Origin of the sequence: Sphingosinicella sp. CPCC 101087, assembly GCF_004151485.1 — a bacterium.
In the GTDB taxonomy this organism is placed as follows: domain Bacteria; phylum Pseudomonadota; class Alphaproteobacteria; order Sphingomonadales; family Sphingomonadaceae; genus Allosphingosinicella.
Window position 1 is genome coordinate 43,429 of record NZ_SBFF01000015.1, and the last position, 23,508, is coordinate 66,936.

At 65.3% G+C, this 23,508-nt stretch carries 19 protein-coding genes; 12 read left to right on the top strand and 7 right to left on the bottom strand.

The genetic code is table 11. From position 1 onward, the window contains the following. The first annotated feature begins 163 nt into the window (after window positions 1–163). Complete coding sequence (locus EKM57_RS20465; protein ID WP_165357584.1) at window positions 164–955, top strand: alpha/beta fold hydrolase; 792 nt, start codon at window positions 164–166, stop codon at window positions 953–955. 78 nt (window positions 956–1,033) lie between these two features. Here the strand turns inward: EKM57_RS20465 and EKM57_RS20470 are convergent, their stop codons facing one another. Beyond that, window positions 1,034–3,160, bottom strand: coding sequence for a malate synthase G (locus tag EKM57_RS20470; RefSeq protein WP_129794398.1), 2,127 nt, complete (start codon window positions 3,158–3,160; stop codon window positions 1,034–1,036). 75 nt (window positions 3,161–3,235) lie between these two features. On the opposite strand from EKM57_RS20470, the gene EKM57_RS20475 reads away from it, so the two are divergent. Next, window positions 3,236–4,141 carry a LysR family transcriptional regulator gene (locus EKM57_RS20475; protein WP_129794399.1) on the top strand — a complete coding sequence of 302 codons (906 nt, stop codon included), beginning with the start codon at window positions 3,236–3,238 and terminating at the stop codon, window positions 4,139–4,141. 146 nt (window positions 4,142–4,287) lie between these two features. Here EKM57_RS20475 and EKM57_RS20480 read toward each other — a convergent pair whose 3' ends face one another. Beyond that, the gene (locus EKM57_RS20480) at window positions 4,288–5,379 is read right to left on the bottom strand and encodes an endonuclease/exonuclease/phosphatase family protein (protein ID WP_129794400.1); all 1,092 of its coding nucleotides are present in this window, start codon (window positions 5,377–5,379) and stop codon (window positions 4,288–4,290) included. A gap of 384 nt (window positions 5,380–5,763) precedes the next feature. Next, the gene (locus EKM57_RS20485) at window positions 5,764–7,146 is read right to left on the bottom strand and encodes an MFS transporter (RefSeq protein ID WP_129794401.1); all 1,383 of its coding nucleotides are present in this window, start codon (window positions 7,144–7,146) and stop codon (window positions 5,764–5,766) included. A 434-nt stretch (window positions 7,147–7,580) separates the two neighbouring features. On the opposite strand from EKM57_RS20485, the gene EKM57_RS20490 reads away from it, so the two are divergent. From EKM57_RS20490 to EKM57_RS20530, 10 genes are all read left to right on the top strand, one after another. Beyond that, window positions 7,581–10,439 carry a TonB-dependent receptor domain-containing protein gene (locus EKM57_RS20490; RefSeq protein ID WP_206185521.1) on the top strand — a complete coding sequence of 953 codons (2,859 nt, stop codon included), beginning with the start codon at window positions 7,581–7,583 and terminating at the stop codon, window positions 10,437–10,439. A 22-nt stretch (window positions 10,440–10,461) separates the two neighbouring features. Continuing rightward, window positions 10,462–11,466, top strand: a complete 1,005-nt coding sequence (locus EKM57_RS20495; RefSeq protein ID WP_129794403.1) for a TauD/TfdA family dioxygenase — start codon at window positions 10,462–10,464, stop codon at window positions 11,464–11,466. Window positions 11,467–11,547: 81 nt separating this feature from the next. After that, window positions 11,548–12,957, top strand: coding sequence for an MFS transporter (locus EKM57_RS20500; protein WP_206185522.1), 1,410 nt, complete (start codon window positions 11,548–11,550; stop codon window positions 12,955–12,957). Further along, window positions 12,954–13,520 (top strand): MarR family winged helix-turn-helix transcriptional regulator, encoded by a 567-nt coding sequence (locus tag EKM57_RS20505; RefSeq protein WP_129794405.1) that lies wholly within the window; start codon window positions 12,954–12,956, stop codon window positions 13,518–13,520. Before EKM57_RS20500 ends, EKM57_RS20505 begins: the two co-directional genes overlap by 4 nt. Window positions 13,521–13,527: 7 nt before the next feature. Beyond that, window positions 13,528–14,490: an NAD(P)-dependent oxidoreductase gene (locus EKM57_RS20510; protein WP_129794406.1), complete on the top strand. Its 963-nt coding sequence runs from the start codon at window positions 13,528–13,530 to the stop codon at window positions 14,488–14,490. Beyond that, window positions 14,490–14,681, top strand: coding sequence for a hypothetical protein (locus EKM57_RS22330; RefSeq protein WP_206185523.1), 192 nt, complete (start codon window positions 14,490–14,492; stop codon window positions 14,679–14,681). The genes EKM57_RS20510 and EKM57_RS22330 overlap by 1 nt, the downstream gene beginning before the upstream one ends. Further along, entirely contained in the window at window positions 14,678–15,712 is a 1,035-nt protein-coding gene (locus tag EKM57_RS20515) for a glycerate kinase (RefSeq protein WP_206185524.1), read from the top strand. Before EKM57_RS22330 ends, EKM57_RS20515 begins: the two co-directional genes overlap by 4 nt. 2 nt (window positions 15,713–15,714) lie before the next feature. Beyond that, window positions 15,715–16,593: an alpha/beta fold hydrolase gene (locus tag EKM57_RS20520; protein WP_129794407.1), complete on the top strand. Its 879-nt coding sequence runs from the start codon at window positions 15,715–15,717 to the stop codon at window positions 16,591–16,593. Between the two features lie 71 nt (window positions 16,594–16,664). Then, the gene (locus EKM57_RS20525; RefSeq protein WP_129794408.1) at window positions 16,665–17,561 is read left to right on the top strand and encodes a TauD/TfdA family dioxygenase; all 897 of its coding nucleotides are present in this window, start codon (window positions 16,665–16,667) and stop codon (window positions 17,559–17,561) included. Between the two features lie 163 nt (window positions 17,562–17,724). Next, window positions 17,725–18,249, top strand: coding sequence for a MarR family winged helix-turn-helix transcriptional regulator (locus EKM57_RS20530; protein ID WP_206185525.1), 525 nt, complete (start codon window positions 17,725–17,727; stop codon window positions 18,247–18,249). 50 nt (window positions 18,250–18,299) lie between these two features. On the opposite strand, the gene EKM57_RS20535 is transcribed toward EKM57_RS20530, so the two are convergent. From EKM57_RS20535 to EKM57_RS20550, 4 genes are all read right to left on the bottom strand, one after another. Then, on the bottom strand, window positions 18,300–20,072 hold the full coding sequence (locus tag EKM57_RS20535; protein WP_206185526.1) for a DUF885 family protein: 1,773 nt from the start codon (window positions 20,070–20,072) through the stop codon (window positions 18,300–18,302). A gap of 137 nt (window positions 20,073–20,209) precedes the next feature. After that, window positions 20,210–21,646, bottom strand: a complete 1,437-nt coding sequence (locus tag EKM57_RS20540; protein ID WP_129794411.1) for an amino acid permease — start codon at window positions 21,644–21,646, stop codon at window positions 20,210–20,212. A 21-nt stretch (window positions 21,647–21,667) separates the two neighbouring features. Further along, window positions 21,668–22,339 (bottom strand): GntR family transcriptional regulator, encoded by a 672-nt coding sequence (locus EKM57_RS20545; protein WP_129794412.1) that lies wholly within the window; start codon window positions 22,337–22,339, stop codon window positions 21,668–21,670. Window positions 22,340–22,415: 76 nt separating this feature from the next. Next, entirely contained in the window at window positions 22,416–23,414 is a 999-nt protein-coding gene (locus tag EKM57_RS20550) for a 4-hydroxyproline epimerase (RefSeq protein WP_129794414.1), read from the bottom strand. Window positions 23,415–23,508: the final 94 nt, after the last annotated feature.

Below are 23,508 nucleotides of genomic sequence, written 5' to 3' on the forward strand. Positions count from 1 at the left end.
TCTTACGCGGCGAGGCGCGTTGGCGGGGCTGGCCGGCTCCGTGGCGGCGGCCGCCTGTGCCTCCGGAGGCCGAGCCGTGAGGCCTCGCCCGTCCCGGGAGCGCTTTTTGCCGGCCCAGACGGCGTGGGCGGCGCCACCCCCGCTCCGCCCCGCACGGGAGGGCTTGGCGGCACTGCCCGACACCCGGCTCTGGTATCAGGACACCGGCGGCAGGGGTGACGCGGTCATCTTGCTGCACGCCTGGACCGGCAGCTATGCCTTCTGGGCCTATCAGCAGGCTCCGCTGGCGGCAGCGGGCTATCGCGTGATCAGCTACTCGATGCGTGGTCATTATCGGTCCGACCCGATCGATCCCGCGTCTCCGGGCACCGCGACCGGAGACCTTCGCGCGCTGATGGATCATCTGGACATATCGCGTGCCCATCTGGTGGGAACGGCGGGCGGCGCCTTGCCTGCCCTGGATTTCGGCCTTTCCTATCCCGGGCGGACGATCAGCCTCGTCCTCTCGTCGAGCATCATGGGGATCAGCGATCCGGAATTTCTGGAGGTCGGCCGCCGGATGTTCCCGCGGGGCGTCTACGCCATCTCGCACACGTTCAGCGAACTCGGCCCTTCTTATCGCGCCGGCAATCCGGAAGGCGTCGCGGCATGGGAAGCGGTCGAAGCGGTGGCCTGGCAGGGCGGTACCCTCCGTCAGGGTACGGCGCGGCCGATCACCTTCGAGCGCATGAACGGGGGCTCGGCGCCGATATTGCTTATCACCGGTGACGCCGATCTGATGATGCCACCATCGCGGCTCCGCGAGGTGGCTCGCAACGTTCCCCGATGCGAGCTGGCCATCGTCGCCGAAGCCGGTCATGCCCTGCATTGGGAGCAGCCGGAAGCGTTCAACGCGGCCATATTGGAGTTCATGGGACGACACGGGGATTCGTCGTCTCAGGTCTCCGCACCCTGAGTCCAAGCGCGGCGCCGATCGCATCGCGGCCTGCTCACCGCAGCCCGAAGCCAAGGTAGCGAAGCTGCCAGCGCGGTACTAAGCGACCCGTGCTCCAGCATCGGCAGCCTTCCTTTGCTTTCGGAAGCGGTGCAGTAGCGCCTCCGTATAGCCGTTAGGCTGCGCCAGCCCCTCAAAGACCAGCGCCCGGGCCGCCTGGTAGGCAAGGCTCGGTTCGCCGTCGCGTACCAGCGGTTGGTAGCCGGCCTCGTTCCGGTTCTGAGCGTCAACCTTCGCGGCCATGCGCGCGAATGCCGCATCCACAATCTCCGGCGTAACGATATTGTGGAGCAGCCAATTTGCGATGTGCTGCGAAGAGATTCTCAAAGTTGCGCGGTCTTCCATCAGCCCGATGTCGCGGATGTCCGGCACTTTCGAGCAGCCGAGGCCCTGGTCCACCCAGCGAACGACATAGCCCAATATACCCTGGGCGTTGTTCTCCAGCTCCTCGCCGAGCTCGCGCGGATCCCAGTTGCGGCCGTGTGCCAGCGGCACGGTGAGCAGCCGTTCGAGCGATTCGGCCGGTTCGGAAGCGCGCTCCCGCTGGCGAGCGAAGACATCGACGTCATGATAATGGATCGCGTGCAATGTCGCGGCAGTCGGTGAAGGTACCCATGCCGTGCTCGCGCCGGATCGTGGATGCACGACCTTCTGTTCGAGCATCTCCGCCATCAGATCCGGCGCGGCCCACATCCCTTTGCCGATCTGGCCCTTGCCCGAGAGCCCGCAGGCGAGCCCGATCTTGACGTTCCGGTCTTCATAGGCGCGGATCCAGTCCGCGCCCTTCATGTCGTCCTTGCGCATCATCGGGCCGGCATGCATCGATGTATGGATCTCGTCCCCCGTGCGGTCGAGGAAGCCGGTATTGATGAACACGATGCGGTTCCTGACTGCCTCGATGCAGGCCGCGAGGTTGGCCGAGGTGCGGCGCTCCTCGTCCATCACCCCCACCTTGATCGTGTGCCGGGGAAGCCCGAGAAGGTCTTCGACGCCATCGAACAGCCGATCCGTGAACGCGGCCTCGTGAGGGCCGTGGAGCTTCGGCTTGACGATGTAGATCGAGCCCGTGCGGCTGTTGCGGAAGCGGCCCAGCCCGTTCAGATCGTGCAAGCCGATCAGGCTCGTGACGATGGCGTCCAATATGCCCTCGGGCGCTTCCGAGCCGTCGGCAAGGCGAACCGCCGCCGTCTCCATGTGGAGCCCGACGTTGCGCACGAACAACAAGCTGCGCCCGTGCAGCACGATCGGGGCTCCGTCGGTCCCGACGAAATGGCGGTCGGCCATCAACGCACGCGTAACCGTCCTGCCATTCTTCTCGAAGGTCGCCGTAAGGTCGCCGCGCATCACCCCCAGCCAGTTAGCGTAAGCGGCGACCTTGTCGTCGGCGTCCACCGCGGCGACGGAATCCTCGAGATCGCAAATCGTCGTGGCGGCGGATTCCAGCACGACGTCGGCAATGCCGGCCGGGTCGTCGCGCCCGATCGGGTGCGAAGGGTCGATCACCACTTCGATGTGCAGGCCATGATTGCGAAACAGCAGGTTGTCGCCTGCCCGACCGACCAGTTGCGCGGGATCGAGGAGTGGCACATCGCCGCCGGTCCAGGTCGCCCAGCTCCCCTCCGACAGGGGCACGGCCCGATCGAGAAAGGCTTTCGCCCAGGCGATGACCCGGGCCCCGCGCTCGGGGTCGTAGCTCGCGCTCCTGGGGCCGGGAATCGCGTCGGTCCCGTAGAGCGCGTCGTACAGGCTTCCCCAACGCGCATTGACGGCGTTGAGGAGGAACCTGGCATTCAAGACGGGGACGACGAGCTGGGGCGCCGCGATTCCGGCCACCTCCTCGTCGACATTCTCTACCCCGATCTGGAATGGCGCAGGCTCGGGAAGAAGATAGCCGATGTCGCGCAGGTAAGCCTGATAGCCGTCCTGATCGAATGGCCGGCCGGCCCCGGCCTGGTGCCAGTCGTCCAGCCGAGCCTGAATCTTCCTACGGGTTTCCAGCAGCGCCCGGTTCTCCGGCGCGAAGGCGGCAAAGAGTTGCGCCATTCCCTCCCAAAAGCGGTTCGGATCGATTCCGGTATCGGGGAGGGCCCGTTCCTCGATGAAGCGCACCAGAGGGGCGGCAATGCCGATTCCTCCCTTGTCGATCAGTTGCTCGTTCTCAGCCATGCACTTCCATTAGATCGGCGTGGCTTAGTCCGGTAGATAATGAAAGTTGAACGCTCCTTTTCCGTCGAGGAAAGAATGGATCCTGACCTCTCGCTCTTCGACGAAGTCGTCCGCGCCGGCAGCCTCAGCGCTGCCGCCCGCCTCCGCGGTACATCGCCGGCGATGGTGTCCAAGCGCATCGCACGGCTCGAGGAACGGCTTGGCGTGCGCCTGATTCATCGCACGACGCGCCGCATGGTTCTCACCGCCCGCGGCGAGGCCTTTCACCGCGAGGTTCAGGCGATCCTGGCCGCGGTCCGGGCCGCGGAGGAGCGCGTCCGGGATGTGGGCGCGGAGCCCTCGGGATTTCTCAGGGTGAGTGCGCCGACGTCCTTCGGCCGGCTACACGTTGCGCCGCGGGTCCGCGAGTTCCTCGAAGCTCATCCCCGTGTCTCGCTCGAGCTCAACCTTTCCGACGCGTTCGAGGACCTGATCGGAGGCCGGATCGACGTCGCCATCAGAATAACGGCGTCGGCCGGAGCGAACGTTGCCGCGGAGCGGCTGGCCGACAGCCCCAGGGTCCTTTGCGCCGCGCCCGCTTATTTGTCCGATCATGGCACGCCCGCGAGCCTTGAAGAGCTCCGGGGCCATCGATTGCTTGCCGCTTCGGGCCAGCTTCCCTGGTTGCTTTCCGGACCAGGAGGAGAAATCCGGGTCGAGGGAGAGAGCCTGGTCCGCACCAACTCCAGCGAGGTCGTCCGCGAGCTGACGCTTTCCGGGCTCGGCATCGCGCTGCGTTCGCTCTGGGATGTGAGCGATGACTTGGCGGCCAAGCGCCTGATACGGGTGTTGCCGGCCATCGAAGGCTCCGCAAATGTGGGTGTCTACGCCGTTACGGACGCCGCGCCGCCGAGTTCGGCCGCCACCGCGTTCGTGGGATATCTGCGCCAGCTTTGGTCGCCTGTGCCCCCCTGGGGCTCCGACCGCCGTGTCGGGAGTTGAAGTCGAGGCATCGGGTTCAGGTGCTGGCACAAGGCTCCAGTCGTTCCAACCCTCCGAGCGATTTCGCCGAAACGCCGCGGCCCGTGGAGCCTCGCGGCGATCCGGACGACGGCACTGTTATGGCGACATCCTCGCCGACCCACGGCTCATATCCCAACGGCTCCAGGGCTCGTACTCTCCGTTCGCCCAACCTGCACGGACTCATCCCGGTCGCCCCGAACCGCTGCTCCGATCGGGCAGACCGGCGGCGGCGCATCGCGTGTCGCCCAGGTCAGCTCATAGGTGACCCGAAAACCAACGTGGTCGGAAAGAACGGGCCCGCCTGGACCACCGTCGAACATGCCTTGCGCCCGAATGGGACGTACGCTCACAAACTGCCCGGGCAGGAATAATTGGAGGTTCTGCTCTCGGCGCCACTGGTCGGCATGCTCCCAATCCTGCCGAACGTCGCATTCGTCAGGCCGCTCGGTGCAAAAGCGGTGCACGTTCTGGAGCGGGAATCTCCGCTCGAAGGCATAATATCGGACATCGGAGTTCCGCAGGTTGAAATCACCCGCCATGATTGTCGGATAGGATAGATTGCCGGTGCTTTTGGCGAAGTCGGAAAGCTCCTGCGCCTGCCGGCGATGCGCTTCACTGTGGCGTTCGACCGGTACCCTCGAGGAGCCCTGCGATTGCATGTGTGTGGTGTACAGGTCGATCGCTCCCGGAACGCCCGGAATGGCAATTTCGGCAAAGAGAGCGCCCTTGTTCGAAAGGCAATCGAAGCCGGCACAACTCCCGCGTGCGTAAGCCACGGAGTCGCTGCTTACCACCGGGTAGCTGGTGGCGATGACCAGGCCGCTGTTCGTGAGGTTCGGCCGGATCTCGCCCTTGAGGATTCGGCGACGGCCCGGCAGCGACCCCTGCTGGTTCGGCGACTGGCGGGTACGGATGCCCGGCCCGGACACCAGTGAGGGATAGCCCATGGCCTCGACTGCCGACGAGGCCGCGGGACTGAACACCTCCTGCAAGACGATGATGTCCGGCGCGTGGCCCTGCTCGCGGAGCGCCTCGAGGCGGCGCCCTATCTCGCGGAGGTAGGGCGGTCGATTGTTCCGTGCCGGAAAGGGCAGTCCTTCGATGTTGTAGGTGAGCACGTCGATCTGCGTGCTCGCGGAGGCCCCATCGGCCGAATAGGTGATGGTCGGGCCGGCCGCGTCGGCACAGTCGATCGTGCGATTGGCCGGGAGGCTCATGCAGCCTCCGGTCAATGCCAGTCCGCACAAGGCGAGCAGGGGTCCGGTTAGGCGTCCCCTCGAATCCTCCCGATCAGGAGTGGCGGGACCGTCGCGCCGTGGACCCGATGCCGCGGGCCGGCTCGCCTCATGCGATCCGCTCTTTCGAGTCCGGCCTCGGCCGCCGGCAGGATCCTGATCGGCTAAAGAGTCGGCAGGCGATCCGATCGACGTCGCAGCGAGGATGTGGGGACGCATTGGGCGCTCCATGAAGCAGATGCTTCGAGCGCGTTTGCCGGAGACTGCGCTCTTTGCAGATAGCTTGTCCTGCGAGGCTCACAATGACGAAGATCCCGGTTTTCCGGGTGATCTGCAAGGGCACATCGACACCCCGTCCCGCAGGCTTCAGCCGTCGTTTCTCCAGCCGGCGCGCGCCGCGAGGATTGCACGGGCATAAGGCCGCATGGCCAGCCACATCAGAAAGGCGCCGCCCGGCGCGAGGATGCCCGCGACGACGGCCATGGAATAGCGGAGCATCGATTCGTCGCCGAAGCCGAAGTCGGTCGTCAGGGCGATCATGAGCGGGCCGAGTCCGGTGCCGATGACGCTGATCGTAAACAAGTAGAGGGCGCTGATCTGGGCGCGCATCTCGTTGGGCGTGACCATCTGGATGGCCGAATTCTGGGCCGGAGCGCCCATCAGGCCGAACATTGAACCGAACACGCCGCAACCGAAGGCCAGCCAGGGATTGGGCATCAGCGGTCCGGCGATCGCAAATGGGGCTGACAGCGCCTGAGTGAGGAAGCAGACGCGCACCATCGCATCGACATGGCCACGCTTGTTCATGAATTCGGCGAGCCAGGTGCCGCCGATCAGCGCCACGGGAACCGAGATGACCAGCGAAAGTGCCAGCAACGGACCTATGTGCTGCGGTTCCCAGCCGTAGGTCCGCTCGTAGAAAGCGGGGCGCCAGGCCATCAGGCCGAACGTCTCGATCGCGCCGATTCCGAGACTGAGGAACAGCAGGAGGAACAAGGTCCGGTTCGACAGCAGGAAGCGCCCGACTTCGCGCAGCGGCACCGAACCGGAGGCGCGCCGGTTGCGGCGGGTCGGTTCGGGTACCGTGAACAGGAAGAGCAGCGCCGTCACGAGCCCCGGCAAGGCGCTGACGAGCAGGACGAGCTGCCATTCGCGGGCAAGGCCGATGATCGGGATGTGGATCGGTCCGATGCTCGTGAAGAAAGCGACTAGCAGCCCCCCGACGAACAGCGCACTGGCGGCGCCGGCGCTGATGCCGAGCTGATAGATGGCGAAAGCTCGCGGCAGCTTCTCCGGTGGGACGAGATCGGAGATCATCGACATGGAGGAGGGCCCGGCGACCGACTCCGCCCCTCCGACGATGCCGCGCGCGACGAACAACTGGGCGAAGCTGCGAGCCGCGCCGCACAAGGCGGTGGCAAGACTCCAGATGGCGAGGCCGCTCACCAGGATGAGCTTGCGGCTGCGCGAATCCGCGACCCGCGCCATCGGAAGGCCGCACAGTGCATAGAAGCCCGAAAAAGCGAAGCCGATGATGAGGCTAATCTGCGTGTCGGACAGCAGAAGGTCGCGCTTTATCGGCTCGACGAGCAGGTTGATGATGCTGCGGTCCAGCATCGAAAGCATGTGGATGACGGCGATCAGCCAGACCGCATACCAGGCCGTGCGGGACGGCGGCCAGGGACCTGGGGCATTCTGCGGATTGGCAGGCGGGGCGAGTTCGTCCTTTGCAAACACGTCCACCTTCATGCTTCTCCTCCCGCACCGACGGGTCCCGAAAAGAGTCGCGAATCGCGGACGTCTCGGTCCTTTCGATGCGCCGGCAGGTCGCCAGAACCCTGCCCCCGGAAACCATTAGCAAGCTATCGATACACGTTGACGAGTCAACCGGCGCGTCGAAGCGATCCGCTCCTCCCTTCAACTGCCGATCCAAGCCGGTCCGCAAGGCGATGAATGACCGGCTTCCTAGTCATACGTGACTCAAGCGATCCGTTGAAACCCTTGCACGTGCAATCGATGCACCACTAATCGTTAGCTTGACAAGTAAATTTGCGGGACTAGGTTTTCCGTTGAGGGCTCAAAGAAGCCGCATATGGGAGGATGGGATGAAGGATATTGATCGCCGGTCACGATCGGCTGTTGGCCGGTTCCAACGTGGGCGGCTCTTCTACCTTTCTCTCCTGTTGAGCGCCGCTCCCGCCCACGCTCTCGCTCAGGCGGATGCGACGTCCGGTCCGGGCTCCCGCAGCGCCGCGCCACCGACCGATCCCGCGTCTCCGGCGGAAGATCTTCCTGCTGCCGATTCCTCCGCTTCGGCGGAACTCGGTTCGGGTGACACCGGCGGCGAAATCATCGTCACCGGCTCCCGGCTGGCCCGGGGCGGTTTCGACGCCCCCTCGCCGCTGACCGTCGTCGGGCGCGACCGGCTCGACAATCTCGCCCAGTCAAACGTCGGCGACGCGCTCAACCAGCTGCCCGCCTTCAGGGCGACCGGCTCGCCCAACAACCAGCAGGTTCAGATTTCAAATATCGGCGCGCGCGTTCTCGACCTGCGCGGCCTCGGCGCTGCGCGCACCCTGGTGCTGGTCGACGGGCGCCGCTTCGTGCCCAGCACCAATCAGGGCACCGTCGATCTCAACCTCATACCCTCTATCCTTCTCAGCCGTGTGGAAGTGGTGACCGGAGGCGCCTCGGCGGCCTACGGATCGGACGCGGTCGCGGGAGTCGTCAATCTGCTGATCGACGATCGGCTTGAGTCGATTCGAGGAGAAGTGCAGGGCGGAATCTCCCAGCGCGGCGACAATCAGAACTTCCTTGCGTCGCTGGCGGGCGGAACATCGCTGCTGGACGGAACCGCGCGGGTGGTCGCCGCCGTCGAATATGAGAAATCCGACGGCATGGGCGATTGCTTCTCGCGCGATTGGTGCGCTGTGGAGACCTCGCTCGTCGGGCGACCCGCCGGGCGATTCGACGTGCCTTCGCTCAGCATCTTTCAGAATGTCCGAACCGCTTCGATGGCGCCCGGCGGCGTCATCAACGCCGGCCCTTTGCGCGGCATCCAGTTCGCACCGGATGGGACGCCGATTCCCTTCGAATATGGCCTTTGGCCGGTCCTGTTCATGCAGGGCGGGGGCGCGGGCCCGGGCACCAATCCCTTCCTGTTCGGCTTTCCGTTGCGTCCGGCGGTCGAGCGCGTCAGCGTCTATGCGCATGGCGAGGCGGAACTCGGCTCCTCCATCAACGCTTTTGCCGACCTTTCCTACGGCAGGGTCGTGGGCCGGACGCGCGGCGCAATGCTTCGCGACACCGGCACCGTCATGGGACCGATCCGGCGCGAGAACCCCTTCATTCCCGGCACAATCGCCGACCAGATGGATGCGCTCGGCCTGACGCAGTTCAACTTCGGACGTTCCGGCTTCGACATCGGGCCGACCGAGGGGCGCACCCGCAGCGAGACCTGGCGTGCGGTCGCCGGTCTCGACGGGCGTCTCGGCGGAAGCTGGCAGTGGGACGCATATTATCAGTATGGCCGGACCGATTACGCGCAGCGCGCCAACAACAATATCAGCACGGCGCGGCTGCGCTATGCCGTGGATGCCGTGCGCGACGAGAGCGGCGAAATCGTCTGCCGAGCCACCCGCGACGGATCTGACGATCCGCTCGCGGCGGGCTGCAGCCCGCTGAATTTGTTCGGGCAGAGCCAGTTCACGCCCGAAGCGCTCGATTATGTGACCGGCACGTCGAGACAATGGCATCGGGTGGAGCAGCATGTCGTTGCCGCCAACGTGCGCGGCGACCTGTTCTCGACCTGGGCCGGGCCCGTGCCCGTCGCCATCGGCGCCGAGTATCGCAACGATCGTATCGCCGGCAGCGCCGACGACCTTTCGCTGCTGGGCGGCTGGTATACGGCGAACGGGCAACGCGTGCGCGGCCGCATCGAGGTGAAGGAGGCCTATGCGGAAGCCGCCGTCCCGCTGCTCGCCGACCTGCCCTTCGCCCGCAAGCTGGAAGTGAATGGAGCGATCCGGCTCACCGACTACAGCACCAGCGGACAGGTGACGACCTGGAAGGGCGGCGCGATCTACGAGCCGTTCGAGGTGCTTCGCCTGCGCGCCACGATCTCGCGCGACATACGCGCGCCGAACCTCACCGAATTGTTCGGGTCGGGCACGTCCACCTTCACGGGCGTCGCCGATCCACTGAACGGCGGGGCCCAGGTGTTCGTTCGCTTGCTTTCCGGCTCGAACCGGGAGTTGCGACCGGAGCGCGCGGACACATGGACGGTTGGGGCGGTCATCCAGCCGGAGGCGCTCGTCCCCGGCCTGCGCGCATCGATCGACTATTACTCGATTGAGATCGACAATGCGATCGGCATACTCGGCCAGCAGACCATCGTCGATCGTTGCGCCGAGGGTGCCACCGAATTGTGCCAACTCGTCACCCGCAATTCGGGCGGCGTCATCACCGAAGTCCGCAACATCCTGCTGAACGTGGATTCGCTGCGCACCCGCGGCTTCGACGTGGAGATCGACTATCGGACCCGGGTCGGCAACGACATGACCCTGTCGGTGCGCGGACTCGGCACTTATGTGAGCGAACTGATCACGACCGACGTCGTGGGCTCGATCGACCGCGCCGGCCAGACCGGGTACCGGGCCGGCACCGTTCCCGGACTGCCGCGCTACACCGTTGACGGCATGGTCACGCTCGAAGGCCGGACGGCCGGCCTGACCCTGCACGGCCGCTATATTCCAAAGGGGAAATTCAGTGTGCTGCACGTCGGTCCGGAGGATCCTGGCTATGACGTCTCGCTTCCCAACAGCATCAACACGAACCGCGTCCCCGCGCGCTTCTATCTGAACTTGGCCGGGCGGATCCGGGTGCCGGTGAACGACGACCGCAAGGTCGAGTTCTTCGCGGCCGTCAACAATCTCTTCGACCGGGATCCGCCCCGCATTCCGGGGCCCAGCGGTGGGACGAACCAGATCCTGTTCGATCCCGTCGGCCGGGAGTTCCGGGTGGGTCTTCGCTTCGAATATTGAGGGACTTCATCGGGAGAGAGCGATGAACACACTACATGACGGCTGGATCGATCATCCGAGCGCCTGGCGAAGCGAGGAGATCGGCGGCAGGGAGGGGCTGACGAAGCGTCTCGGCCGCGAGCATGTCGAAGCCCTGGAAGAGCTTCTGGGCAGGTTCGCCAACGTCCCGCCGACGGCCATTAGCCGTGCGGACTTCGCGCACCCGCTCATCGACGACCTCATGGCCCATGTGCGCCACGAGTTGATGCACGGGCGCGGTGCCCTGATCCTCTCGGGCCTCGATCTTCGCCGGTTCACGCTCGACGAATTCGAGAAGATCTATTGGGGACTCGGCACGCATCTCGGCAATGCCGTCGCCCAGAGCTATCGGCGCGATCGGATCGGCCACGTCCAGAAAGAGGAAGATAATCCCACCGGCCGGGGCTACCTCATGGACGTGGAGTTACGCTCCCATACCGATTTTCACGAGCTCCTGTCGCTCGCTTCGGTTCGCAAGGCCGAGGAAGGCGGGCTCAGCGGCGTCGTCAGCAGCCTGGCCCTGCACAACCATCTCTACGAGAATGCCTATGAGCTGCTTCGGCCCCTCTACGAGGGCTTTTACCATGAATCGGCCAATGGCGAGGTATCGAAGAGCAAGGTGCCCATCTTCGGCTGCGTCCAGGGAAAGGTGAGCTGCTATTACCACCTGCCCTTCATCTTCAATGCCGCCAAGATCATGGGCGTGGACCTGCCCGAGGATCTGGTGAAGGCCACCCGCGCGCTGAACGAAGCCGCTGCATTGCCGAGCATTCGGGCGGATTTCATGCTCGAGCCAGGCGAGATGCTGTTCTGGCACAATTTCACCGCGCTCCATTCGCGCACAGCTTTCAAGGACTCTTTGACCCATAAGCGCTTGCTCCTGCGCCTATGGCTCAACGTGCCCGACGGGCGTCCGCTGCCACCCCAATTCCATGAGCGGGCCCGCTACATGGACCGAGCCCATGAGGGGGGCGAGGCGGCGATCAACTATGTCAAGGAAGATAGTTGAGCGTGCCCGCGGAGTCTGACGCGATCGGCGATGCCGCGTCGGACCGCGCTCCGCGACATGCTCTCACCCGGAACATGGTCCATGGAGGGTAGCCGGACGGAACGCGTGACGGGCTCGGCGCGCACGGTCGACGTCTCCGAGCTGATCGAGCGCCAGAAGATGCGCTGGTTCACGATCAGGTTGATCGCCGTATCGTGGATCATCACCTTCTTCGACGGCTTCGACATGAACGTGATATCCTATGTCGCGCCCTATCTCATTTCGGAATTCGAGATGAGTCGCGTCAGCATGGGCAGCCTGTTCAGTGTCGGCATGCTCGGCACCATGGCGGGCGGTTTCCTGTTCGGCTATCTGGGCGACCGCTTCGGCCGAAGGCCGGCCATCCTTCTCGCATCCTTCGGCTTCGGCATTCTCACCCTAGCATTCGGTCTCGCCCGCTCGTTCGAGGAGTTGATGCTGCTGCGCTTCGTCAACGGGATCATGATTGGCGGCCTGCTGCCGGTCTGCTGGGCGCTCAACATCGAATATGTACCGAAATATTATCGGGCGACCGTCGTCACCGTCGTGATGCTCGGCTATTCGTTCGGAAGCTCGATCGGCGGACCCGTCACGATCTGGCTCGCCCCGCAATTCGGATGGCAGTCGGTCTATTTCTTTGCCGGAGCCGGTACTCTGGCGGCCGCGGCCCTGCTCTATTTCACGCTGCCGGAATCCGCCCGCTTCCTCGCCAGCAAGGGGCGCCGTCCGGACCTGCTGGCGCGCTACGTCCGCGGCATCGCTCCTGAGGTGAGCGTCGCGCCCGGTATGGTCTTCACCGTGTCCGACGAGCAGCGCAGCAAGTCCACCAGTTTCAAGGTGTCGGTCCTGTTCGAGCGGAACCTCGCCTGGATCACGCCTTTGCTCTGGGCCGCCTATATCGCCAGCTCGATGGCGATCTTCTTCAAATCCGCCTGGACGCCGATGGTACTCGAACTGATCGGCTATACCCGCAGCCAGGCGGCAGGCTTCTCGGCGATCAGCGCGCTGGGCGCGGCGATCGGCGGGCTGGCGCTGATGCGGTTCACCGATCGAAAGGGCCCTGTCGCGATCGCGATCATGTCGCTGCTGTCGATTCCGCCCCTGCTCTACATCGGTCTCGTGGAGACCGGTTTCTGGAGCTTCCTCATCATAAACTTCATCGTGAACATCGCGATGGGCGGTGCGCATTTCGGCATGCACAGCATCGCCGGCATCTTCTATCCGAGCGCCTTCCGAGCGAACGGCGCAGGCTGGGCGACGTCGGTGGCGAAGGTTGGGTCGGTGATCGGACCGGCGCTCGGCGGAATCATTCTCGCCACCGCCTTTCCGGTGAAGAACATCTTCGCCCTGCTCGCCGTGTGTCCGGCACTGGTTGCGCTCGCCTTGATCCTCATCAGCCGGATTCACTTGCGGGAAAAAGGCAATGAATCCGCAGCGGCGCTTCAGCTCGCAGGCGCACAGGGAGCGGGATGAGTCGATCCATCATGCCAGGAGGCCCGAAGGACCCGCTCGATTCATCCCCCCTGGTGGACTCCTCGGACTGGCTGAGGAGCCCGTTCGACAAGGTTCGGCGTGACTCGGTAGCCAACAATCGCTTTCTTTTCGCGCGCCGGATCTTTCAGGTCAGCCGACGCTGGCGCAAGTTCCTCAGCCTGGAGCTTCGGGAACGATCGGCGAACCAGTCGGGATGGCAGGCTCTGTTCTGGATGTCGCTGAGCGGCGGCGCCGCGAACCAGCGCGAGCTTGCGAGGCGGGTCGACGCCCAGGAATCGACGATCGCTCGGGCGCTCGACGCGCTGGAGCAGCAGGGCCTGGTGGTTCGCAAGACTGCGAAGGACGATCGCCGCGTCAAGTCGGTCGAGCTCACCGAAGCGGCCGATCCCGTGATCAGGGAGATCAACGAGAAAGCCGGAATGTTGCGGGACCGGATTCTCTCACACATCGATGCCGCCGACCTCGCAATCACCGTACGGGTCCTCGGCCAGATCGTGGAACGCATGAATGAGCTCGAGCAAGATGCCGAACGCCGGAACTGAAGACGACATGAGCGCTGGAAAAGGCGAATCTTCGCTGATCGTGTTCCTCGATCGGGCGACGCTCGGCGAACGGGTGCGCATGGGCCGTCCAGATCACCCTCATCGCTGGCGAGATTATCCCGCGACCCGGCCGGAGGAGGTCGTGGACCGGCTGCGGGGTGCGCGCGTCGCCGTCACGAACAAGGTGCGAATCGACGCCGCCACGCTCGAGTCGCTGCCGGACTTGCGCTTCATCGCGATCGCCGCGACGGGCACCGACATTATCGACGTCGCCGCCGCGGCCTCGCGGGGCGTCCAGGTGCGGAGCGTGCCAGGCTACGGGTCGGTTTCGGTCGCCGAGCACGTGATGATGCTGATGCTCGCCCTCGCGCGGGCGCTGGCGCCGCACCGGCAGGCCGTGCTCGACGGAAGCTGGACCAGATCGGGCGGCTTCTGCTTTCGCGCCGCCCAGGTAATGGACCTGCGCGGCCTGCGTCTCGGCCTCGTCGGCAGCGGGAGCATCGCTCTCGAAGTGGCCCGGCGCGCGCACGCCTTCGAGATGGACGTGGTGTTCGCCGGCCGGCGGGGCGCGATCGGGGGCAACGGAAAGCTGCCTTTCGACGAAGTGCTGGCGACCAGTGACGTGCTGAGCCTGCATTGCCCGCTCGTGAAGGATACGCACCAGCTCATCGATGCACGGGCGATCGGGTTGATGAAGCCGGGCGCGATCCTCATCAATACGGCGCGAGGTCAGCTGATCGACGAGGCCGCGCTCGCCGCTGGGCTGGACAGCGGCCGGATAGGCGGCGCGGGCCTCGATGTGGCCATCGTCGAGCCTCCCCCTGAAGGATCGCTCATTCTCGATCTCGCGCGGCGGTCGAACGTGATCGTCACGCCTCACATGGCCTGGACAGGTGACGATACGGTGCAGCGGCTTGCCGATCGGTTAGTCGAGTCGATCGATCGGTTCCTGGCGAGCGAAACGCCTTGATGCCGCGCCGCCGCTTGCTGGAATCCGCCTTCGACGCGGCGGTCGATGCCTGCCGCGATCCCGCGAGGGTCATCGAGGCCCTTCCGCCGCGCCCGTCCCGACGGGCGATAATCCTTGCCGCCGGCAAGGGCGCCGTGCCGATGGCCGCGCCGTCGAATCGGCGTGGCTGGACCTGGAAGGGCTGGTCGTGACCCGTACCGGCTATGGCGGCCAACTGCGCGCGCTGGAGGTGATCGAGGCGGGTCATCCCGTTCCCGACGCGAATAGCGAGCGCGCCGCGCAAAGATTTCTCGAAATTGCGGCGGCCGCGCGGACGGGCGACCTCGTCTTGGTGCTTCTCTCCGGCGGCGCCTCCTCGCTTCTTGCCGCGCCGCCGCTGCCGCTCACCCTTGCGGACAAGGTCGCGCTTACCGACGCCCTGCTGGCGAGCGGCGCCGATATTTCCGAGATCAACCTGGTTCGCCGCCACCTGTCCCGGATCAAGGGTGGGCGGCTGGCCGCTGCGGCTTATCCCGCGCGGGTAGTCACGCTCGCCGTTTCCGACGTGGTCGCCGACCGCCCCAGCGACATCGGGTCGGGACCTACCGTTTCGGACGACAGCCGCGTCGAGGAGGCGCGAGCCGTCCTGGGCCGCTACGGAATTCCCGATCCGGGCGGCTGGAGCGAGTCAGTCGGGCCTAAAGATCCGAGGCTGGCAGGAAGCGATCTGCGCATCGTGGCGAGCGGCCAATCGGCGCTGGACGCCGCCTCTAGGCGGCTCGAGCAGGCCGGATATGCCGTCCGATGCCTGGATGCCGGCGCGACAGGCGAGGCCCGCGAGGTCGCCGCACGACATGCGCGCGAGGCCCTGGAAGCCGCCTGCTCGAGGCGTCGGCTTGCCCTCCTGTCCGGGGGCGAGCTGACGGTGACGATCGGCGCCGTCGCCAGCGGCAGGGGAGGTCCCAATCAGGAATATGCGCTGGCGCTCGCCCAATGGCTGAGTCGACGTCACAATATCTGCGCTCTCGCCGCCGACACCGACGGGGTGGACGGGAACGGAGAGGTCGCGGGAGCCTATGTGGATGGCGAAAGCCTGGACCGGCTGGCACAGGCCGGCATGGACGCGGGCGAAGCGCTCGACCGGCACGATGCGGGCAGCGCGCTGGAGGCGGTCGATGGGCTTTTCGTTCCCGGGCCGACGCGCACCAACGTCAACGACCTGCGCATGATCCTGGTGAACTAACCATGGGCAAGGTGCGGCTGGTCCCGATCGACGGACTCGACATCGCCATCGAGGAGAGCGGTACGCCCGACGGGACGCCAGTCATTCTCCTCCATGGCTTTCCCTACGATCCGCGCGCGTTCGATGCCTTGACGCCGATCCTTCACGAAGCGCGCCTGCGCGTCATCGTCCCCTATCTGCGCGGTTTCGGACCGACGCGCTTTCGCGGCCAGGGCATCATGCGGTCGGGGCAGCAGGGGGCCCTGGGCAACGATCTCCACGACTTGATTCGCGCCTTGGACGTGCGGCCGATCCTGGCCGGGTTCGACTGGGGCGGGCGGGCGGCCTGTGTCGCTGCCGCGCTCTGGCCGGAAGCGGTCCGCGGCCTCGTCGCGATCGGCGGCTGCCTGATCCAGGACCTGTCCGACCCTCAGCGTCCGGCGCCGCCTTTCGTCGAGCATCTCGCCTGGCACCAATATTATCTCGCATCCGCCCGCGGCCGACGTGCGCTCGAGGAGCGGCGGGACGAGCTGTGCCGATATCTGTGGCGGCAATGGTCGCCGAGCTGGCGATTCGAGGAGGAGGTCTTTGCCAGCTCGGCGGGTGCCTTCGACAATCCGGATTTCGCCGGAGTCGCCTGGCATTCCTATGCGCATCGGATCGGGGCCGCGCCCGGCGACCCCCGCTACGATTCGATCGAGCGCGCGTTGACGCGCCGACCGGACATATGCGTCCCAACCGTCCTCCTGCATGGCGGAGACTCCAAGCTGGGAAGCGTGTCCGGAGAACGATTTTCCCGCCTTGTGGAATCGAGGATCCTTCCGAATGTCGGCCACAATCCTCCGCAGGAGGATCCGGTCTCCGTCGCGCGCGCCGTCCTGGACCTCGCCGCCATATCGTAGCGGCAGGTCGCATTGACTCTTTGTATCATAATCGTTAGCAAGCTAACGAATAGTGCAGGGAGAGGTTCAAGATGGAAGTGCGCCCGCTTCATGAAGTTTTCGCCGCGGAGCTGATCGGCGCGGATCTCGCCCAGGATCCGGATGCGGCACTTGTGCAAACTGTCGAGGAGGCCATGACGCGCTATGCCGTCGTGGTGGTACGCGATCAGACCCATGTGGGCGATGACGAGCATATCCGCTTCAGCCGCGCCTTCGGGCCGCTCGAACTGCCCCCGAGCCTCGGCTTCAAGACATCCGGCAATCGGCGATTTCGCTGGGAGCTGTACGATGCGTCCAATCTCGATGTGGACGGGAATATCGAGGCGGCCGATACGCTGAAGCGCCGCTACAGCAAGGGTAACGAGCAGTTCCATACCGACAGCTCGTTCAACGACCTTCCGACCAAATGGTCGCTGCTCTTCTGCCACATCGCGACACCGGAGCGGGGTGAGACCGAGTTCGTCGACACCCGCGCCGCCTATGACAGGCTTTCCGACGCGATGAAGTCGCGAGTCGATGGCCTGATCGTCGAGCACAATGTTTGGCGGTCGCGCGAGCGGGCGGGATTTACCGATACCGATCCCCTCAAGAAGGCGCTGCCCGCCGTGCGCCACCCTCTCGTCCGCGAAAGCGCGTCAGGCCGCAAGGCGCTCTACATCGGATCGCATGCCGACCACATCGTGGACATGCCGCTGGATGAGGGCAGGGCGCTCCTGGACGAGCTGACGGCGATCGCCACGGAAGCGAAATTCGTCTATGCGCACAAGTGGCGCAACGGCGATCTCGTGATCTGGGACAATCGCTGCACGCTCCATCGCGCGACCGAGTTCGACTATCTCAGCCACAAGCGCGATCTGCGCCGCACCACCATCAACGAATATGGCGAGGAACGGGCCGCGAACGAAGGCCTGCGCGCGACCGCAGCCTGATCCGTTCCCGCCGCGGCACCAGCGGTTCACCCGCCGTGCGGCGGGATCAGCATGGGCATGCGCCCATTGCGGCGTCCGGGCGAGCTTCGGCCTGCGCCGCTGCGGGCGCCCGGCCTATGGTCCTTTTCGCCGGATTACTGTTATGCATGAGGGGGTGGTCAGCTTGAAAGGGCACAGCGTGGAGGATGCGGACCTGGCCGGTCAAATCGCCGAAATGGACTCCTTCGTGCCGCAGATGCACAATCCGGATTCGGTCGAGAGTCTGAGGCTGACGCTTTCGTGGTGGCTGATCGCCGTGGGACGAATGTGGGGCAAGCTGCTCGACCAGCGGCTCCAATCTTCCTTTCAGACCCAGCCCCGATGGCGGGCCCTGGCCTGGGCGCGGATGAAGCCCGGAATAACGCAGCAGGAAATGGCGCGGCGAATGCAGGTCTCCGGTCCCACGCTCGCCCGCATCCTCGACGGGCTGGAAAAGAAAGGGTTGATCGTCCGCCGGACCGATCCGCGAGACCGGCGCCTCAAGGAGGTCTATCTGGACGAGAAGGCGCACGACCTCGTTGCCGAGATTTCCCTGAAGGTGGCCTCGGTAAGGGACGAAGTGCTCGGCGACATCAGTGAGGAAGAGCTGCGCGCCTTCCTTTCCACCCTATCCAAGATCAGAAAGGGCCTTGTGGCGGCCACGAAATAGGCGGCGCCGCCCGGGTCTTCCGCCGAAGCCGGATCGCGCCACCTATTGCCTCAATCGGTGGGCGTATCCGGATTCCTTCCACCGTCAGCGATGAACTTGCGCATCCGCTCCTCGAGCACCGGAAGCGGGACCGAGCCGAGCGCCAGGATCGCATCATGGAAGTAACGCTGGTCGAACCGTTCCCCGAGTGCGGCTTCCGCCTCGGCCCGGTGACGACGGATCTGGAGCTCGCCCAGCTTGTAGGCGACAGCCTGTCCCGGCCACGCAATGTAGCGGTCCACCTCGGTCGTGATCTCATGCTCTGAAAGGGCGGTGTTCTTCCGGAGATAGTCGAGGGCCTGCTCGCGCGACCAGCCGAACGCGTGGATGCCCGTGTCGATCACCAGGCGGCACGCCCGCCACATCTCGTAGGTGAGCCGCCCGAAGTCCTCGTAGGGAGTCTCGTAGATGCCCATGACGGTGCCCAGCCACTCGGTATAGAGGCCCCAGCCTTCGCCATAGCCCGAGAAATAGGTCTCCTTGCGGAAGTCCGGACGGTCGGGTCCTTCGAGCGCCAGCGCCGCCTGGAAGCTGTGCCCCGGCGTGCATTCGTGGAGCGTCAGTGCGGCCAGAGTGTAGAGCGGCCGCGCCGGCAGGTTGTAGGTGTTCATCATGCAATTCTGGAGCCCGCCGCGTCCGCCCGTATAGATGGGCGCCAGCGCATCCGGGACGGGAACGATGCCATGCCGGTATCGCGGAAGCAGACCGATCGTTTCCCCCATCATTCCATCGGCCTTCTTCGACACATAAGCGGAATAGGAAAGCAGCTCGCGCGGAGTCTTGGCGTAGAATTGGGGATCGGTCCGCAGGAAGTGGATGAACTCCTCGAACGTGCCCTGGAACTCCGCCCGTCGCATCGTCGCTTCCATCTCGCCCCGTATCCGGGCGACCTCCCGAAGGCCGATGTCATGGATCTCGCGCGGGGTCAGCGTCAGCGTCGTGAACTTGTTGATCATGGCCTGATAATAGGCCTCGCCGTCCGGCAGCTCCGAGGCGCCGAGCGTGTCGCGCGCCTGGGTCATATACTCGCCGCGAATCATCTCGAGCAGCCCGGCGTAGGCCGGGACCGCCGCCTCGCGGATCGCAGCGGCTCCCTCGGTCCTGAGCCGTGCCTGCTCCGCCTCCGGAATGTTGGACGGCATCCTCTTGAAAGGCTCGTAGAGGGGGTTGCTCTCGTCGGCGGCCAGATAGGGTTCGATCGTCCGGTCGCGTCCGATCACGGTCACCTTCGGAATGCTGAACCCGCGCGCCAGGCCGGCCCGCATGTTGGCGATGTGCTCGTCGAAATATCGCGGCACGTCCCGAAGGCGGCCTATATAGCGGCGGTACTGTTCGGCCGTTTCGAAACCGCCCCTGTGAGCGATGTTCGCCCAGAAGAAGGTGTCTGCATTGAAAGGCGCCTCATAGGCCTTGAACCTGAGGTCGCTCACGAAACCTTCGATCGACGCGCGGAAGACGGCGGCGTTGATCTTCTCTTCCGGCGAGAGCTCGGCGACGGGGATCGCGTCGAGCTGTGCGAGCACGTTCGTCCAGTAAGCCAGGCGCGCCTGCTGCGAGGCGGCGTCGACCCTCGGAAGATGGTCGTCGAGCGATTCCGAGCCGGTGCCTTCCAGCCGCGCGGACTGCTCCAGGCGCCATTGCCACTCCGCATTGTAAAGATCCCGAAGCCGCTGATCGGCACTGGACGGGGCACTCTGCTGTGCCTGGGCGACCAGCGGTGCAGAGACGGCGGTCGTCGCGGCCAGAGATGCGAGGAAGAGACGGAAGGGCAGTTTCGCGAGCATCATGCGGGCGCTCCAAGGATCGTTGTTCGTATACTCTATACGATTCCCGAATGGGCGAAGAGTCAAGCTGGTTCGTGGGTCAATGCACGTGCCGAGACCTGCCGCCCCGGCTCGGAGCCGGGGCAGACAGGCTTCGGTCAGATCCCGGTCACCACCTTGCCGCGCGAGGCGAGGCTTCGGGCGCGGCCGTAGAGAAGGTAGACCCCGACTCCGATGAGGTTCCACACGAGGAACCGCACGAGCGTCAGCCCCGGCAGGCTGGCGATCAGATAGATGCAGCCGACGATTGCCAGGGTGCCGACCAGATAGGGCGCCGGGCATTTGAAAATGCGCGGCAGGTCCGGACGGGTGCGGCGCAGGATCATCATGCAGCCGCCGACCGCGATGAAGGCGAGCAGGGTGCCGGCATTGGCAAGCTCGGCGATCTCGTCCAGCCGGAAGAATCCCGCCACCGCGGCGACGAACACGCCCGTCACGGCGGTGATCAGGACCGGGGTTCCGGTCCGCGGCGACACACGGCTGAGCACGGGCGGAAGCAATCCGTCGCGGGCCATCACAAAGAAGATCCGGCTCTGGCCGTACATCATCACAAGGATGACCGAGGGAAGGGCGATCAGCGCTGCCAGCGCCACCGCCCAGGCGGCCACCGGATGATCGAGCGCGCGCAGCACCAAAGCGAGCGGCTCGGCGCTCTCCGCGATCAGCTGGTAGTTCAGCGCCCCGATCGCGGCGATCGCGACCAGGATGTAGATGAACGTGCACAGGGCCATGGACCCGATGATCCCGATGGTGAGGTCGCGGCCGGGATTCTTCGCCTCCTCGGCCGAGGTCGCAACCGCGTCGAATCCGTAGAAGGCGAAGAAGACGATGGCCGCCGCCGCCATGACGCCGCGAGTCGTCCCATCCGCATCGACGGTGCTGCCGAAGCCATAGGGCATGAAAGGCGTCAGATTGTCGGCAGTGAAGGCCGGCAGAGCGAGCAGCACGAAGGCCGCGAGGGCTGACAGCTTGATCACCACTAGGACGATATTGACGGTGGCGCTTTCCCGCGTGCCGGCGATCAGCAGCCCCGCCACGGCGAGGGCCACCAGAACGGCCGGGAGGTTGATGATGCCGCCCGCATGCGGCCCGGCGAGCAGCATGGCCGGAAGCTCTATTCCCACTGATTGGAGCCATCCCACCAGATAGGCCGCCCAGCCGACCGCGACCGCACTGCAGGCGACCGAATATTCGAGGATCAGGCTCCATCCGACCACCCAGGCCAGCGCCTCGCCGACCACCGAATAGGTATAGGTGTAGGCGCTGCCGGAAGTCGGGATCAGCGTTGCCAACTCGGCATAGGCCAGCGCCGCGCAGGCGCAGACGGCGCCGGCGATGAGGAAGGCCAAGATCACTGCCGGCCCTGCACGGTCCGCGCCGACGCCGGTCAGCGTGTAGATGCCGGTGCCGACGATCGCGCCGACGCCGAGCGCGACCAGATGCGGCCAGCTCAGGGTCTTACGCAGCCGGTGATGCTCGGCGAGCGTGTCCTCGGCCTCGATCGGCTTCAGGGGACCAAAAATCGTTCGCGCCACTCTTCCCTCCCTTTCGCCGGCTCAGGCCGGCTCTTCATTCTTTCGGCTGTCTTGCAGCTGCCGTCGAAGATCATCGAGCGTCTGCTCGATATGCTCCTTCGTCAGCGCCGCGGCCGTGTCGGCCTCGCCCGACAGCCATGCTTCGAGCATTTCCCTATGCTCGTGATTGGCCCGCTCGTCGCGGCCTAGCGGTTCGAGATGCTTGCGGGCATAGCGCTCCGCGAGAATGTTGAGGCGTGTCAGGATATTGACTGTAATCGGTCGGCCGCAGGGCACGAACAGGGACATGTGAAAGGCGCGGTTGAGTGCGCCGACGCTCTCGTCATGCTCGTTGGTGAGGCGGTCCAGCAGCGCCTGCGCCTGAACGGCTTCGCTGCGTTGTTCGTCGCTCGCCTGCTCGGACGCAAGCGCCACCGCCTCCGGTTCAAGGGCAAGCCGGAGTGCATAGACCTCCTCGGCTTCCGGCCTGGACAGGGGCCTGACGAAGAAGCCGCGATTGGCGCGCGACACGAGCAGTCCGTCCTCTTCCAGTTTGGCAAGGGCTTCGCGGAGCGGAATCTTGCTGACGCCGAGCTCGGCCGCAAGCGCGTCCTGGCGGATCGGCAGATCCGGGGAGGCTGCGCCCGACAATATGCGATTGCGTACCAGGTCGACGAGCTGGTCGCCGAGGTTTCGAACGATGAGGCTGTCCATCGGCGGGCGCGACCCGCTTTCGCCGGACCGGCCGCCACGGCGACCAGCCTTGATCCGGAAACCAGGTCCCTGGCGATCAGACAACGGTGAACCCGGCCCAGAAGGGGTCTGCCTTGTCGATCCAGATGGTGTTGAAGCCGGTGCTGATTGCGGATCCTTCGATCGACGGAACGATGGCGGGCAGGCCGCCAAGCTTGGTTTCCGCCTCGACGCGCCCGATGAATCGACTGCAGATATAGCTTTCATGGACGAAGGCGTCGCCCACCGCCAGTCGCCCGGTCGCGTGAAGGTGGGCCATGCGCGCGGACGTTCCCGTGCCGCACGGGCTCCGGTCGATGGCGCGCTCGCCGTAGAAGACGGCGTTCCGGCCATCGGCGCCGTCGCTCTTCGGACGGTCCGCCCAAAGAACATGGCTGACGCCGCGAATTGTCGGCTCCAGTGGATGGACCGGTTCGTAGGCTTGGCGGACGAGGCTCCGGATCTCGCGGCTCAGCTCGACGATCCGCGCGGCGCCGAGCGCGTCGAGGCCGGAATAGGGGCCCTGAGGCTCGATGATCGCATAATAGTTGCCGCCATAAGCGACATCGATCGATAGCGTGCCGAAACCGGGGACGTCGATCTGGATGTCCCTTTGCGCGAGATAGGCCGGGACGTTGCGGATCCTGACCGCGGAGACGCGATTCTCCTCCGTCCGATATTCGATGTCGATGATCCCGGCGGGCACTTCGATCCGCAGCTTGCCCGGCTCCCTCGGCTGAATGAGTCCGTGCTCCAGCCCGAAGGTGACGATCCCGATCGTGCCATGTCCGCACATCGGGAGGCAGCCGCTCGTCTCGATGAAGAGGATGCTGCAATCGGTGTCGTCACGCATAGGCGGATAAATGAACCCGCCCGACATCATGTCGTGGCCGCGAGGCTCGAAACACAATCCCGTCCGGATCCAGTCGAAGCGCGCGAGGAAGTCCTGCCTCTTGTCCTCCATCGTCGCGCCCCGGAGGAGCGGCGCACCCCCCGCCACCAGGCGGACCGGATTACCTGCGGTATGCCCATCAATGCAGAAGAAGGTGTGTCGCATCCCGTTCAAGCGGCGTTCCTGACGATATTAGGTCTATTGTTTGCGGCGTTTTCGACCATTTGGATGACTTCGGCGCGTCTTTGTCCCTGGAGGG